The sequence below is a fragment of the Vibrio sp. 2130-1 genome (genome assembly GCF_033339515.1).
In genome coordinates, this window is sequence record NZ_JAWOUT010000012.1 from 35,615 (window position 1) to 51,417 (window position 15,803).

Annotated in this window: 15 protein-coding genes; 6 read left to right on the forward strand and 9 right to left on the reverse strand. The window is 44.3% G+C overall.

Annotated elements, in window-relative coordinates; genetic code table 11:
- Positions 1-101: 101 nt before the first annotated feature.
- The 9 genes from R7Q09_RS17400 to R7Q09_RS17440 all read right to left on the reverse strand — a co-directional run bounded on the left by R7Q09_RS17400 (position 102) and on the right by R7Q09_RS17440 (position 11,713).
- Positions 102-914, reverse strand: a complete 813-nt coding sequence (locus tag R7Q09_RS17400; protein WP_033906890.1) for a hypothetical protein — start codon at positions 912-914, stop codon at positions 102-104.
- Between the two features lie 172 nt (positions 915-1,086).
- Positions 1,087-4,071 (reverse strand): M6 family metalloprotease domain-containing protein, encoded by a 2,985-nt coding sequence (locus R7Q09_RS17405; protein WP_248487457.1) that lies wholly within the window; start codon positions 4,069-4,071, stop codon positions 1,087-1,089.
- 360 nt (positions 4,072-4,431) lie between these two features.
- Positions 4,432-5,799: a TrkH family potassium uptake protein gene (locus R7Q09_RS17410; protein WP_025766961.1), complete on the reverse strand. Its 1,368-nt coding sequence runs from the start codon at positions 5,797-5,799 to the stop codon at positions 4,432-4,434.
- A complete protein-coding gene (locus R7Q09_RS17415) occupies positions 5,796-6,458 on the reverse strand; it encodes a potassium channel family protein (protein WP_005388291.1) in 663 nt (220 codons plus the stop codon). Before R7Q09_RS17415 ends, R7Q09_RS17410 begins: the two co-directional genes overlap by 4 nt.
- Positions 6,459-6,708: 250 nt before the next feature.
- Positions 6,709-7,917, reverse strand: a complete 1,209-nt coding sequence (locus R7Q09_RS17420) for a DEAD/DEAH box helicase (protein ID WP_154204738.1) — start codon at positions 7,915-7,917, stop codon at positions 6,709-6,711.
- 99 nt (positions 7,918-8,016) lie between these two features.
- Positions 8,017-8,757 carry a transglycosylase SLT domain-containing protein gene (locus R7Q09_RS17425; protein ID WP_080960101.1) on the reverse strand — a complete coding sequence of 247 codons (741 nt, stop codon included), beginning with the start codon at positions 8,755-8,757 and terminating at the stop codon, positions 8,017-8,019.
- Positions 8,758-8,967: 210 nt separating this feature from the next.
- Positions 8,968-10,212 (reverse strand): NAD(P)/FAD-dependent oxidoreductase, encoded by a 1,245-nt coding sequence (locus tag R7Q09_RS17430; protein WP_262634438.1) that lies wholly within the window; start codon positions 10,210-10,212, stop codon positions 8,968-8,970.
- A 7-nt stretch (positions 10,213-10,219) separates the two neighbouring features.
- Positions 10,220-11,287 carry a class I SAM-dependent methyltransferase gene (locus R7Q09_RS17435; RefSeq protein ID WP_053307501.1) on the reverse strand — a complete coding sequence of 356 codons (1,068 nt, stop codon included), beginning with the start codon at positions 11,285-11,287 and terminating at the stop codon, positions 10,220-10,222.
- A 27-nt stretch (positions 11,288-11,314) separates the two neighbouring features.
- Positions 11,315-11,713, reverse strand: a complete 399-nt coding sequence (locus tag R7Q09_RS17440; protein ID WP_005382272.1) for a hypothetical protein — start codon at positions 11,711-11,713, stop codon at positions 11,315-11,317.
- A gap of 76 nt (positions 11,714-11,789) precedes the next feature.
- Between R7Q09_RS17440 and R7Q09_RS17445 the strand changes: the two genes are divergently transcribed.
- The 6 genes from R7Q09_RS17445 to R7Q09_RS17470 are packed head-to-tail and all read left to right on the forward strand — an operon-like array spanning position 11,790 to position 15,794.
- Positions 11,790-12,518 (forward strand): beta-ketoacyl synthase chain length factor, encoded by a 729-nt coding sequence (locus R7Q09_RS17445; RefSeq protein ID WP_054865733.1) that lies wholly within the window; start codon positions 11,790-11,792, stop codon positions 12,516-12,518.
- Positions 12,515-13,282, forward strand: a complete 768-nt coding sequence (locus R7Q09_RS17450) for a lysophospholipid acyltransferase family protein (protein WP_005388305.1) — start codon at positions 12,515-12,517, stop codon at positions 13,280-13,282. Before R7Q09_RS17445 ends, R7Q09_RS17450 begins: the two co-directional genes overlap by 4 nt.
- A gap of 13 nt (positions 13,283-13,295) precedes the next feature.
- On the forward strand, positions 13,296-13,556 hold the full coding sequence (locus R7Q09_RS17455; RefSeq protein WP_005382278.1) for a phosphopantetheine-binding protein: 261 nt from the start codon (positions 13,296-13,298) through the stop codon (positions 13,554-13,556).
- 15 nt (positions 13,557-13,571) lie between these two features.
- Entirely contained in the window at positions 13,572-13,829 is a 258-nt protein-coding gene (locus R7Q09_RS17460; RefSeq protein WP_005382279.1) for an acyl carrier protein, read from the forward strand.
- Positions 13,829-14,389, forward strand: coding sequence for a hypothetical protein (locus tag R7Q09_RS17465; RefSeq protein ID WP_318071058.1), 561 nt, complete (start codon positions 13,829-13,831; stop codon positions 14,387-14,389). The genes R7Q09_RS17460 and R7Q09_RS17465 overlap by 1 nt, the downstream gene beginning before the upstream one ends.
- Before the next feature lie 4 nt (positions 14,390-14,393).
- Positions 14,394-15,794: an AMP-binding protein gene (locus R7Q09_RS17470; protein WP_054575204.1), complete on the forward strand. Its 1,401-nt coding sequence runs from the start codon at positions 14,394-14,396 to the stop codon at positions 15,792-15,794.
- Positions 15,795-15,803: the final 9 nt, after the last annotated feature.

Genomic DNA, 15,803 nt, shown 5'->3' on the forward strand with positions numbered 1-15,803 from the left:
GCATGGGTATTTTGCGTGAATAACGCGAAGGCGGCAGGAAGGTATCAACCTGCCGCAGACCGTCTCCTAAACGGAGGTAGCATGTAAAAACGATCAAAGGGTTAAGCGGAAAATTCTTCACCCGTTTTTGGTGGCTGTGATGGCGTATCAAAACGAGCGCGTTCGATATCCACTACCGTTTTATAGCTCAACGATAACAATGCCAGCTGGTACGCGCCAAAAATACCATAGGCCACACCGACGAGGCTCAACATAAAGAGATTCGTAAAGTGGCTAAAGATCAGCTGACTGAGCAAGCCCGCACCCAATGGAATTAGTCCCATCAAAATGAATACTTGTTTGTTGTATGGTCTGCTCTGATTCCACGAACGACGCAAACTGCGCGGCTGATGATCCATTGCAGTCGCTGGCAACACAAATGACCATCGCGCCATTACCCAATAGCCAGGAATGCTTGCAATCGTTGTGATAATAGCCATAGCAACAAAGTCGGCTTCACCACTTTCTGCAATGTAGATAAACGACAACACAAAGATCGGGATACCAATAACGAGCATCATCATCAGTCCAAACAGTATCCACCAGCCTATGAAACGGAATTCTCGAGCTGACAAACGAAATACATCCAACGCAGAGTGCATGTAATCGCCGGCTAAATAAATTCGATGCACACGCACAGCCGCCATAGCGGCAACAAGTGGGTACAAAATAATTGTGACGAAATAAAATCCTGCGACATTACCTTCTTGAACGTTCGCTTGATCTTGCCCCGTCATTTCAGGATACATAAAAGCAAAAATTGAGTGCACGATAATCAACGGAATACAAGCAATAACAATTGCGAGTAGATTCCTTCTGACCATCACTGCCGCTTCTCGGCATATTTCCGAAACAGAAAAGCCCTCGGTAGACATATAACATCCTTAGTTCATAAAAATCGGCCCCTAGGGTAACCGCAGAGTAGAAAAATCGCTTTAAAAATAATGAGAAACACATCTCATAAGACAATGAGAACGAAACCAAAATAGATCAGATAAAAAATAAGCCACTCAATGTGAGTGGCTTATACCGCAATTCAATACCGTTTTAGACGCGACGTCGCCAGCCTAATGTTGCAAGTAACATCAAAGCCCAATAAGAAACACTGCCGCTACCTTCAGAGTTCTTGAATGTCGTTGTCTTCAAAGAAGCAACAACCGTCACGATAACTTCCCCCGTAGCAGTAGCACCATGACCGTCTGAAACCGTATATTGCAGCTTGATGCCGTCAGTAGGGCTATCCGGTGCTTGAAAACGGATTTTGCCATTCTCTACACTCGCACTTCCCACACCCGTTACGTTCTGTACACTTTCTACAACCAGTTTATCGCCGTTCACATCCGAATCATTGCTCGCTGCATCAATCAGAATACTTTCACCAACGGCAACGGTCGCCGTATCTGCAAGCGTAAGTGGCGCTGCGTTTTTCATGGTTAAATCGACGGTAGCACTGGACGTTTCATTACTAGGATCAGTCACGGTTAAACGGAATGTCAGAACCTCACCCGCTTTTGCACCTTGAGGCACCGTAAAGCTTGTGCTAACACTGGTTGCATTGCCAAGAGAAACTGAAGTGCCAGCCAACTGCTCCCATTTATAACTCAACACGTCACCATCAGCATCCGTACTATTTAACGCAGACAACGTGACTCGCTGCCCAACCGTCATGTCTTTATTATCAATATCAATCACAGCCACTGGCGCTTCGTTGCTGCCAAGCACTTCCACTTGCACATTCACGATTGAAGATGAGTACGCACCATCAACCGACAACAAACGATATTGGAAAGTGTCCAGACCAACGAAGTTAGCTTCAGGTTGGTACTGGTTGCCAGAGATGGTGCCGTGCTCAGGCTTCTGCACAATGTCCACATTGAACTGATACCCTACCGCCATGAAATCATTGTCCATCAGGTTCAGTTTGATTGGCGTATTTTTATTGGTTTGTAACGAATCAGATTTCGCTTCAACCAAGTTGCTCGCATCCACATTTAATAATGCTGCAAACGGAATATAAGAGAACCCGGCTTTTTCTAGACCAAACGTGCCAATCTCACTGTAATCACCAGTCCACATTACAGGTAGAGAGGCTTTTTCAGTTTTTAGCAAGCGACCGAAATCAAAGTTTGCATCAAATTGACCGCCTTCCAATTCAACGACCAATAAATGCTGACCCGCACTCAATTGGCTTGATTGAGGGAATAAAATTCGAGATGACTTTTGGAAGTTACCTTGCTGTAAAAGCTCAGCGTTGTTTTGATTCAATATTAATCGATAGCCAATGTTTCCAGAAAATGGGAATCGCCAAACTCGATAAGTCATGTCACTTTGAGCGCTATCTCTTTGCGCGTAAAGTTGAAGGCCATCAAGCTCTGTATCACGATTCAAGTCCAGTGACACCGCCAGAGTGTTACTCCCACTCGCGTACACATAACCTTGGTGAAGAGAGTTCAGCCATGCTGACTTATTTGGTTCGTTTGTATGTTCAAGAGAAAAACTACCACCGTTGGTGTTGCTGGCAATGTTGGAAATACGAACCCCAGTATCAAACCCTGTGATCGTTCTCAGACCCGGGGTCGATGTATCTGAAATGACATTGCCACCATTAGGGTACAAATCGTCAGCGTCACTCCTACCACCATTTTCTAACTCATTCAGACCATCAGCCTGCATGATTTGAACCTGCATCGCGCCAACATCATTAAAGCGGTTCTGGACATTGACCGACGTCGCCAGGATACCTTCAGCCGCCAATGCTCGGTCGTAACCGCTAAAGGTGCGATTTTCCAAGTAAACACGTGGGCCAAACTCTTTCAAGTACGGGTCGAGATACACCAGCTTGACATCGTCGTTGTTCACAGAAATAGGCGCTGGACTTTCATGAGTTACCGTTGGTACAACAAAACCAGCAGCGTGTTTGCTCCATGCACTCATGTTCACCGGAGTGTCACCAGCGTATGAATCTCCCGGTTTCTGCGCCCATGAACCGCCACCCATCACGCCCCAAGAGCCGATCGAGGCATCACTGTTCCTTGCGTACAAATCCGGTAATCCAAGCATTAAGTGGCCAAGCTCGTGTACGATCACGCCCAAGGTCGCTTGATGATCAACTTGATAGTCAGCGAACACACAATAGTCTGTGATCTTTTTACCATCTAGTGTGACATCATCGTGAGAGAATTTGTGCGGCCAAATAGCAGGACGGTTGAGAACCCCTGTTGAACGATCGCCCCCCGCAAAAATAAACATGACAGAGAGTTCTGACGGTTCTACGGTACCATTTTGATTGCTGTCGTAGGCCGAAAGATTAAAGTATGGATCCAGTTTTTGATAAGCCTCGGTGAAAACCGCATTCAACTTGGCGGTGCATGTCTTATCAGTAGAACTAGAGTGACAGTTAGGGTGGCTTTGTGCCACAGTCACATCTATCACACCGTCATTGGCGGTGCCGTAACTCTCAAGTGCAGGAACAACTTTGAATTTACCTTGAGAGTTTTTATCAAAGTAATCCACAACGCTTTGACCATTGGTATTAAATACGCGTTGCTCAAAATCGTGCACCATTGCTTGGTCATCAAACGAAACTTGCACAACCAATAGGGGCTGCTGCTTCACCGTTGAACTGCTCATCGCCTGGTAACCTTGCGCCGGACGCAGTAGGTTTTTTCGTGCCATCGGTTCAATGGTTTTTAGAGAAGATAATTGCGGTTTAACTTGTAAATCCGGGCGAAACCTCGCCGACTCAGGTGGCTCACTCGACTGCGTTTTCACCACACCTGTCGAGATCAATATTGGCGTGTCTGACCTGCGCTGAATCCGCGCGAAAAACCAAACGCCGTCTTCCTGAAGTAAGGCATTGCCCTGCTTATCTTCAAACCAGTGGAAATCTGCCGTTCCACGTAGAATTGCCTCACTGGAACTACCATCGCTCAACGCAATAGTATGCCAAACCGGTGATGGCGGAGTAGTTGCCATGCTCTTCCCTGCAAGAAGCGCAGTTAGCATAGCCATGGCGAGTGTGTTGAATTTCAAAGTACGACTCCATCTTTTCGATTCGTTAATTAATACCAAGCACAACAAACACAAAGTAACCCTATGGGCATAGAGTAAGACTGAGTGACTATTGACGAAGGCTGGTATCAATTCGCTCAGATAACACGACGTAGTTTGGTGTCACACTACAAAAGCGTCGGATTCCAAAACGCTGTTATGAGCGTAGCTTCTGAGAATATAAATTGAGTGAATGAATAGTATCGAAACGAAAGGAAGAAGAAATGAACTTCTACGAATTTGTAGGTAAAACTGGGCAACATTCCACATATTCTATAAATGTACGAGCACTGCTATTAATCAATGCTCGTAATGGTCGCGCGGCCATTGTTTAACGCTATATTAACCTGTAAGAACGGCGTCTTCTGGGTATTTGACCAAGGTAGGTTCAGGACGTGCCAACATGTAGGCAAGCGTGAGCGGCCCAATACGACCAATGATCATCACCACGATCATAATGTATTTACCAGGTTCAGAAAGTTCCGCAGTCAAACCGGCGGTGAGCCCCACTGTGGCAAATGCGGAAATGGTTTCAAACATAACTTTATCAAAGCTGGCCTTCTCGGTAAGCATCAATAAAAACATTGCGCTTGTCAGGATGGCTCCGCTCACAACGATAATTGCCAATGACTTAGTCACAGTTTGCCAATTTATGGTTCGCTTAAACATAACCACATGTTTCTTTTGGCGTAAAAAGGTCCACGTAGCCATAAACGCAACAGCAAATGTGGAAACTTTAATACCGCCCCCCGTTGAGGTGGAACCCGCTCCAATTAACATCAGAACAATCATGACCAGTAAGGCCGGCTGGGTAAACAACGCCAAGTCAACACTATTAAACCCTGCCGTTCGCGCACTCGCAGATTGAAAGAATGCCGCCAACCATTGCCCTGTTGCAGGTAAAGACGCCATTGTGTTTGGGTTGCTTCGCTCAAGTAACCAAAACATCATCGTTCCGACTAAGAGCAATATCGGTGTCGCAATCAGCATGATTTTGGTGTGAAGATGCAAAAAGTGGAAACCTTTGCGCCAGTTTAGCCAGATGTCACCCACAACAGTAAAACCAAGCCCGCCAAAAATGAATAGCCCCGCCAGTGTAAAGATAACCAACGGATCATTCACAAAGCTCATCATACTGTCAGAAAACAGCGCGAACCCAGCGTTGTTAAATGCAGAAATTGCATGAAACAAGGCGTAAAACATACCAGTCTGCCAGCCCATTTCAGGGACCCAGCGGATAGAGAGAAAAATAAACCCGACCGTTTCTGCAACAAGCGCGAAAACAACAATCCGCTTTACTAGTCGGTTTAGATTGACTTGCCGATCTTGCCCTAATGCTTCTTTCGCCAGCGCTTGTTGACGCAAACTCAAACGCACGCCGAACATATAGAGTAAGACTGCCGACAACGTCATCTGCCCCAACCCACCGATTTGCATTAAAAACATCAGCAAGATTTTACCCGCAAGCGTAAAGTGTTGCCCAGTATCGACAACACCAAGCCCTGTCACACTAATAGCGGACGTTGCAGTAAACAAAGCATCCGTTATCGACAGGCCCGTAACAGAAAAAACTGGCAAGGTTAGCAATACCGCAGAAGGCAGTAAAACACCGAGAAAACTGAGCAATATAATTCGCGGTTCGTTGCCTTTCGCTTTCTCTTGTTTACCATCTGGTGCGTAAAAAACACCTTTCTGATGAAAATACGTCATAGCGATTTTAATTTATTTGCGAGCGCATCTTGAGGGCCGACCACAATAATTAGGTCACCAATTTCTAGTGTGGTATTAAGGTCAGGTGCCTTGGTAATTTCTGGGCCCCGTTTAAACCCTAGCACTTGCACGCCATCGACTTTGCACAGAGCCAAATCACTTAGTGTCTTACCCATCCAACGAGAGCCAATCACAAACTCCGTCATAGCTAAGCCACTGCCTAATGGGTGGAACTCAAGAACCCGTTTATCGAGCATTTTACGCGCGACACGTATCCCCATGTCACGCTCAGGCATGATAATGTGGTCTGCGCCAATTTTTTGCAGAACACGAGCTTGGAAGCGGTCGTTGGCTTTAACCCATACTGACTTTACTCCCGCCTCTTTAGCAATCAATGTCGCAAGAATACTGGCATTGACATCCGCTCCGATGGCAATCATCACCATGTCGTAATCATCAAGTTTGAGCTCAGCAACCGTCTCTTCGTGAGTACAGTTAGCCACAACCGCCTGACTAACAAAACTGGCGGCTTCTTTAACTCTGTCTTCGTTGATGTCAACGGCTAAAACTTGAGCGCCTGAATCTTGTAACTCTTTACACACTGCCAAACCAAATCGGCCAAGACCAATAACGGCGAATTGCTTATCACCTGTTTTCATTTGTGCCCCATCTTATGCATTCATTAGCAAGCAAAAAAGTTTGCGCCCATTCCTTACCTTGTGCAAACCTGCGGACAGATAATTGACAAAAGCTTAACGCACCTTGATTCACTTTACGTGTTAAGCGTATGACACTGATTAACTTTTTTCCTCATTACCGAATAGAAACCGTCGCGATGGCTACATAATTGGATGCCTTAAAACGCAAAAAGCCGCAAGAATGCGGCTTTTAGATCATGGGATAAACTGGCTATTTTGATTCGCGCTTATCGTGCGGTTTACGTTTATTCTTAGGCACGTAATTTAAAATTGAAATTGGTACTGGCTTTCTTGGCGCAAAACCTTCAATTTCCACTCGCTCTAGCAAGTGCCCTAAACGACTTTCAATCATGCAGAGGTTCTTAAAGTCGTCTTTTGAAACCAGTGATATCGCCTCACCTTTCGCGCCGGCACGACCTGTACGACCAATACGATGTACATACTCATCCGCTGGGTAAGGTAAATCGTAGTTGATGACAACTGGCAGATTATCAATATCAATACCGCGCGCAGCAACGCCGGTTGCGACTAAGTACTGGATTTCACCCGCTTTAAACTTTTCTATTAATTCCTGGCGAACACGCTGATTACGGCCACTGTGGAATGCTTCTGCCACAATGCCACGTTTCTCAAGTTGGCTTACCAGTTTGGCTGCGCCGTGTTTAGTTTCAATAAATACCAGTACTTGCGACCAGTCATTTTCTTTAAGCAAGTGACTTAACAGCGACGACTTCATGTCTTTATCGACGGTCGTGATCCACTGTTTAATATTTGATTTTGAGGCACTGTGCTTTGCAATCGTGATCTCTTCAGGATCAATAATCGCATTTTTCGCCAAGTCACGAACAGGGTTAGATAACGTCGCTGAGAACAGCAAACTTTGCACATGTTCTGGCATACAGTCGACGATTTTGTCGATCGCATCGATGAATCCCATATCCAACATTTTGTCGGCTTCATCAAGCACTAGCATTTCCACTTCATCAAAGTGAATCGCGCGTTGACCGTACAGATCAATCAAGCGCCCAGGCGTGCTTACCACAATATCGACACCCTCGATCAAGGCTTGTTTTTGTGGTGCATAATCCACACCACCAAACATCGCCATTGAGCGTAATGGTAAGTTTTTACCATAAGCTTCAATACTTTGATGAACCTGAAGCGCAAGTTCGCGTGTTGGCGTTAGGATAATCGCACGAGCGCGTTTTTTACGTTGCGTTTCGCCTCGACTAAGCTTTTCTAAGATTGGCAGAACAAAACTGGCCGTTTTACCTGTGCCCGTTTGCGCTGCTGCAATTAAATTGCGGCCACGCAATACGATTGGAATGGCTTTTTGTTGGATAGAAGTGGTTTTTTCATAACCTAGCGCTTTTACTGCATCAGCAATCGATGCGCTTAAACCAAGCTTAGAAAATGGCATAGAAAGGTCTCAACAGAGGAAATGGGCGCGTAGTGTATCAGAATCCCCGTGAAGTAACAGAAGGATTCATGCGCGAAAAACTAGGAACATGACACAATCTTAGCCCATGAAATTGGGCTGCAAACCTTTTTCTAATTTTTTCCTCACTTTGTAGGAAACATCATTAAGCGTGATTTTCCCCGTTTTGTGGCGGTCGATACCTGCATTCTGTCGATAGGCAATTGAGCCTTGTCTGAACAAAACGAAAGACGGCGGTTTACCAATCGCAGCAGGGTAGAGAATGGCCATGTAAGCATCTTCTAAGCTATTAATTTTATTTCGATAGGGCCAATAGTACGCTTTCACATAGTCAAGTTGTTCAAGCGCGCTCATTCTCGCAAGAGTCTTTGTGTTCACTCCTAATGACTCTGCGGTAGAGGGCATAAATTGAATTAACCCTGTAGCCCCGCTTCCGGAACCATTTTTGATGCTTGGACTGAAAGTTTCAGCAGTTTCAAATGCCATGCACGCCATAAGATGATTAGGATTGATCTTTAGCTCTTTACTAATACGGATGACTTTAGATTTGAACTCTGGAGAAACTTTGCCTCCCCACGCGACCGCGTTCTCGGGATCTGCAATCGAAGAGACCGTTGATGCGTCATGTTCTTCGACAATTTTAGAAAGTAGAGGAAGCGTTTGGCGTAGTCGATGGCTCGAACTCACCAAGCGAATTGATTTGGTAAGAAACTTGTCTTTTTTTTGATGTAGTTTTTGGAACTTTACTAACTTATACAGTTGCTTATAAACCGTTTTCACAACGAAGCCGGATGTAGGGAACACTCCCAGAATGTAATCCATTTCCTACAAATTTAATATAAATATCAGCAACAGGAATTCTAGATGTGATCAATGTCACCATAAAAATTCTCAAATTCGATACACACCGATGTAAGTGGTCAATGTGTCTCCAACACGCTAGAAGTAAAAGTAAAGAGGCATTAAAAAGGTCTTACCAATTTTTTGGTAAGACCTAGGCTTACTGATTCTCGGATAAGCGAATGTATATTCTTACAGTTCAGCTTCCCGAACCAGTTCTGCAAGCGTCGACAAACGCTGCTCACTTTGTTTTACGTAAGGATTATTCGTATCCCAAGCATATCCAGCCAAAATCGCACTAATCATCTGTTTAATACGTGGGTTCGGGTTTTGATAGAAAATCACATCTTGCAACGTGCCGTTGTACCAGCCTTCCACATAAGTGCGGAATGTGTTCACTCCCACCATTAAGCGTTGCGAGTACTCTTCTTGCCAATCAACCTTTTCACCATTCAGCTGACGAACCACGCAGTCCGCTGCAAACTCTGCCGATTTCATGGCGATAGTGACACCCGATGAAAATACAGGATCAAGAAACTCACCTGCATTACCAAGCAACGCGTAGTGCTCTGTCGCTAAACGTTTGACGTTAGCAGAATAGCCACCCAACTCGCCTGCTGGATTCGGATAATTCGCATTTCGCAACAAAGAAGCCAAACCCGGCTCTTCATTGGCTAACTGCTGCAACGCTGCAATCTTATCTTCTGGGTATTGTTCGAAAAATTCTGGCTCACCCACCACACCAAACGAACAAGTACCATTAGAGAATGGGATTAGCCAGTACCATACGTCGTGATTTTCAGGATGAACTGAAATTAAAATTTTGTTGCGATCGTATTCCGGCTCTTGGGGAGAGATATGATCTTCGATATGGGTAAAGATCGCTTTTCTAGGCGGAAGACAAGAAGGTTCTTCTAGCTCCAACAAGCGTGGCAAAACACGCCCAAAGCCACTTGCATCCAGCACAAAATCTGCTTCGATTTGATAAGCCTTCTTATTTGAGTCGAGCACTTCTAATCGAGACTTTTTCCCTTCAAACACTAGGTTGAGCAGCTCATGCTGATAACGAATCTCTACGCCTTGCTCTTCAGCGCTATCTGCCAATACTTTATCAAAGTTGGCACGTTGAACCTGAAACGTCGTGCCCGGTCCTGGTGTGTATTTGTTTGTAAAGTCGAACTGGGTGTATACGCCATTACGACGAAATGCAGCACCATCTTTATACTGGAAACCAAACTGCTTTACTGCATGAGTCATTCCTGCTTGTTCAACAACTTCCATACATGCAGGGAGTAGGCTTTCTCCTATGGAAAAACGTGGAAAAGTCGCTTTTTCTAAGACAACAACATCTATGCCACGCGATTTTAATAACGCAGAAGCGGTTGAACCTGATGGCCCCGCTCCTACGACAACAACTTGCTTGAGCTCTGTTTTCATTCTGAATTTAGTTTGCTTGTAGTTTTAATAAGGTATGACCAAGGCCAATATTGTCGGTTCTTTCAACGACAGATAAACCTGCCGCTTCGACAATTTCTAAGAAATCATCACTGCGATAAAAGCGACTATTACCGTTAGCTAAACAGGTAAAATAAAGAGAAGTGGCATTAAGGCTATAGGAAGCTCCCGCGTATTTTTGAGCATCCCAAAACAGCTCCAATACGTAAATAGTATCTCCCTTCGTTAACTGGGCTTTAACTTTTTTAAGGATATTGAGGATCTCAATTGGGGAAAAGCAATCCAAGAACTGGCTCATCCACCATACGTCAGCATGCTCAGGCAATGTTTGTGCTTTATCAAGCATGTTTGCAGGGTATGGACGTACACGCTCGACGAACTGGTTTTCTGAAACATTCTTCATCGCTACTTCTAATTGCTGCGGTAAATCAACAATCGTCACTTGAACGTCAGGGTCATGTTTACAACACTGAATCGCCCATTTTCCCGTATTTCCGCCAATATCCACAAGATGCTTTGGCTTGCTTGCAAATACCTCTTTAAGCAGAAGTGGGAACGAGCGATCCGAATAGAAATGATCGAACTTAAACCAGCTCTGTTTGGCTTGTTCTGGTAACGTCGATAGACCTTGATAAATGGTCTCCCAATTGCCCAACTCTTTCAAACCTGACGGTTTACCTTCTTGAATTGCTTCCGTCAAATGCATCATCGCGGCGTAACAAACATCTGCCGTAAAATCCATGTTTGCATTCGTCATACCATCATGAAGAAGGTAAAAACCAAGGTTTGCAAGCGAATAGTTAGGTCGTTCCCATAAAACAATATGCGCACTAATCGCCATATCCAACAGTACTTTAACACCATATTCTGATACTCCCGTTTTCTCGGCAATATCTGTGGCACTCATGCCTTGAGCGCCAGCGCTGTCTAAAGCGGCTAAAATACCTAAATCTCGAAGCGTTTTGGCGGTCTGGAACACGATTGGTGCAAAAGATAACTTCTGAGCTTCTGTCTTCGCTTCAAAAGCATTAAAAGGGTCATTATTTTGATTTAACACGGAAAAACCTAACTGCAATTAATAGTTTTATTGTTGAGATTGATTGCCCAACAATGCAATAGCTCGCTGAATATCAACATTCAAGTTGTTTACCCAACGATTGTAATTGCGGTGGATTTTGCCATCACTTGCTTTGAGATTTACTGAGTTGAGATAAATAATTGAGTAATATTTATTATTGTATGGGATTTTTACTTCTGCAGAGTGTTTACGAACGTGGATTTTTGCAATAAGAACACCAGGGCTTACTTCTTCGATCGTCCAGCCTCGGTTAGTTGCTGATTGCACTATGGCCATTTTTACTTGTTTATTTTGAAGATCATAAGCAACTGGAGTATCCTCCACATTCATTACAGGTTGTACTCGTCCACAACCAACAAGAAGCAAAGTTAATAATAACGAGACATACAGCTTAAAACGCGACATGATAATTTCCTTTTTATTGTGAATTTGGGTCAACCCCAATTTGTATCGAGCTGTAAAATAAACAATTTAACCCAATATGCCAAACTCGAAGATCAACATTTCGTTCAATATTGATGCGTGGACAGCGAATTCATTCGGTTTATCCGAATCCAATGAATGGAAACAATGGGCAACAGAGATAAAATGGCCAGAAGATGGCAAAATCAATGTTGCAAATATTCCTGCGATGATGCGCAGAAGAATGAGCCCACTCAGTAAACTGGCGGTACAAACTGCAATCGAAATGCTTAATCAACATCAAGTTGATTACCTTGTATTTTCAAGCCGTCATGGTGAACTGCATCGCAGCGTCGCACTAGTTGAAGATATAATTAATGGAGAAGAGGCGTCTCCGATGGCTTTTTCTCAATCGGTGCACAATACCGCCGCAGGGCTTGCCACTATCGCAACTAAACAACCCATTCCCCTAACTTCTATCGCTGCGGCAGAAAACACATTCCAAAGCGCAATATTAGAAGCATGGCTGTTTTTGTCCGACAATCCTGACAAAAAAGTACTGCTTGTTGATTTTGATGAGCCTATGCCTGACTCTTATTTAGAATATGAAAACCAACAATACCAAGGGTTTGGACTTGGCTTAATACTTTCTCATGGAGACAATTTCGCGATACAAAGCTCCATAAACGCAGAACGTTCCGGTCATCCTCTTCCTCAAGGTTTAGTATTTTTGCAACAATACTTGTTAGATAAAAGCCAGTGGACTATTTTCGCTCCGCATCAAGCTTGGGAATGGCACAAAAAATGACTCGCTTAAATCAGTATTGGCGTGTGCTAGCAACAGGCTTTTGTTTTTCAGTATTTGGGTTAGGTGGTTTAGTACTGAGTTTCATTGTTATTCCGACCATTCGTATTTTTGTTTCAGACCAAACGGAACGCGAATATAAAGTTCAGGGTGCGATTCGATATTCATTCAACACATTTTGTAAATTGATGAAGTTGAGTGGCGCAATCGATTATCAAATTATTGGTGCCGATATTCTTCAACAAGATCGTAATTGTTTAATTGTTGCCAACCACCCTAGTTTAATCGATTACGTTCTCATTGCTTCACAATTAAATCGCTGCGACTGTTTAGTAAAATCGGCAATATGGTCGAATCCTTTTATGAAGCACATCGTAAAAGCAGCCGGATATATTCCCAATGAAGCACCGGATGATTTATTAGCACTTTGTGATGAACGATTTAACAAAGGCAACGTGTTGCTTATATTTCCTGAAGGAACAAGAACAACACCAGGTGTAGAGCCGAAATTACAACGCGGTGCAGCACAAATTGCGGTAAGAACAGAACGAGATTTAAGAGTTGTCCATATTACGGTAACGCCAAGTTTCCTCACAAAAGAGAAAAAATGGTATCAAGTACCGGCAACAAAGCCCTTTTTCAGGGTTGAAGTTAAGGATAAAGTTGAGATTACCCCCTTTATAAAGCAAACTACGTCGCCGACAATAGCGGCGCGACGCTTACAACAGCACCTAGCTGAAAACATTTTTCCAGAAAACTTTTATTAATAAGCAGGTCCCAGTGGAACAGTTACACAACGACATTAAGCAACTTATTATTGATGCTTTAAACCTTGAAGATTTAACCGTAGATGATATTGAAACGGATGCACCACTTTTTGGTGATGGACTTGGCTTAGATTCTATCGACGCGCTTGAGCTTGGACTCGCAATAAAAAAACAATACAACATCGTTATTGATGCCGACGACTCAAATACGCGCGAACACTTTGCGTCTGTAGCAAATCTAGCGAAATACGTTTCTTCTCAAACTAATGAATAAGTTGTAGGTATATTCATGACTGATGTAAATAAAGATCAAGTATTTGAACAAGTTAAAGATGCGCTTGTTGAGCTGTTCGAAATTGACGCAGCCGACATTCAATCAGATGCGCACTTATACCAAGATCTCGATCTTGATAGCATTGACGCCGTTGATTTGGTCGTACACCTACAGAATGTCACTGGCAAAAAAATCAAGCCAGCAGAGTTTAGTGCAGTAAGAACCGTTGACGATGTGGTTAACGCTGTCACTGAATTATTGAAGGAAAGTTAATGCGCCAATTGCTGACTGGTCTGTCTGCAATTGTACTGTTTGCCTACCCCTTCGCCGTCTATTTCGGTATAGATAAATTTGGCTTGAACTTAGTTGGGGGCTTGTTAATTGCTGCGTTACTTTTGCGTGTTTTCGTCGCAAATAAGACCCCACTAAAAGAGTTTAAGTTCTTGGCGCTCGTTACGGGCGCTGTTGGCATTGTCCTAATTACGCTTGGCATGGTGTTTAAACAACATGGGTGGCTTCAGTTTTACCCTGTCGTTGTCAATTTATGTATGCTGTGTGTATTTGGACTGAGCTTAAAACAGCCGCAATCGATCATAGAGAGGCTTGCTCGCTTGCAAGAACCCGACCTTCCGGCTAGTGGCGTGGCTTACACTCGCAAAGTGACGATGGTTTGGTGCGCCTTTTTTACGCTCAACGCTGCCGTTGCATTCTATACCTGTTTCCTACCAGTAAAAATATGGACGCTTTATAACGGCCTCATCAGCTACTTACTTGCTGGTGGCTTGTTCGCTGGAGAATGGATCGTGCGTCAATTTATTCGAAAGGAACACTAATCGTATGAATACAACGTATTCGAGCTTTACCTCCCTAGCGACCTTGTTCATCGCCGAGAGGTCTGAGCAATCCCCAGTCTCTTACGATCGCGACACGGTTATCACGTGGGGTGATTTCCAGCAGCACGTCGCAACACTTGCTCAGCAGTTAGAAACCCAACCAACGCAAAACATTGCGCTGTGTTTTGGCAACAGCTACCTGTTTGCCGTTGGCTTTTTTGCTTGTTGTTATGCAGGAAAATCCATTGTATTACCTGGTAATTACCAACCAGAAGCACTCAAAGAGCTCAGTGAGCACTACGATTTGTTGCTGCATGATGCCGATGTCTCGGTTCCAGAACTGGTGAGCTCGCTTTTGATCGAAGCTCAATCATTGCTAGAAACCACCGTGATTAACGAGTCAGAGGCCAAACAACCTTATTTTTGGCGTGAATTAAACCTGGCGGAAATACCGGTAACGCTATTCACTTCGGGTTCAAGCGGCACACCAAAAGCCATTGCAAAAACGCTGAAACAGCTCGACATCGAAGTTTCTATTCTAGATAACCTATGGGGCGACACGGTTGCCAGCACACGCGTTGAAAGCACCGTTTCTCATCAACACATTTACGGCTTGCTGTTCCGCGTATTGTGGCCTTTGTGCTCTGCACGTCCATTTTCAGCACACAACCTTGAGTTCCCAGAGCAAATTGTCCATCACGCTGATGCTGACACCACGCTAGTAAGCAGCCCTGCGTTACTAAAACGACTCAGTGAAGAGCACGATCCGGTTGCGATTCGGTGCGTATTTTCTTCTGGTGGCCCCTTGCCAAACCAAGCGGCGCAGCACAGCCAGCAGTTGTTTGGGTCACTTCCTATTGAAGTTTTTGGCAGCACAGAAACCGGCGGCATTGCTTACCGTCAGCAGCACGAAGCCAGTACTCCCTGGACGTTATTCCCTGGTGTTGAAGCCGAGCTTAACCATGAAAATTGTTTAAAGCTCCGCTCGCCACACATTGATGAAAACACTTGGTACCAAACTGCGGATGAATGCTATTTCCATGATAGTATTTCTTTTGAATTGCGTGGACGCACTGACCGAATCGTCAAAGTCGAAGAAAAGCGTATTTCCCTTGTCGAAGTGGAAAAACGTTTAGAGCAATTGCCGTGGATTCAAGAAAGCGTGGTGATCCCAATGGAAGAATCTGGTCGCCTCACGTTAGTCTCGATCATCGTACTTAACGATCAAGGCAGCGATGTGCTTAATGAACTTGGTAAAGGCAAATTTTGGCTTGAGCTTCGCAAGGCACTGCGCAATTGGCTAGAACCGATCGCTATCCCGAGAAAATTCCGAGTGGTCGACGAAATTCCATTGAACAGCCAAGGCAAACGCCAAGTTGCTGAAATTGAAAAACTATTCCAATAAAGCTAGTAA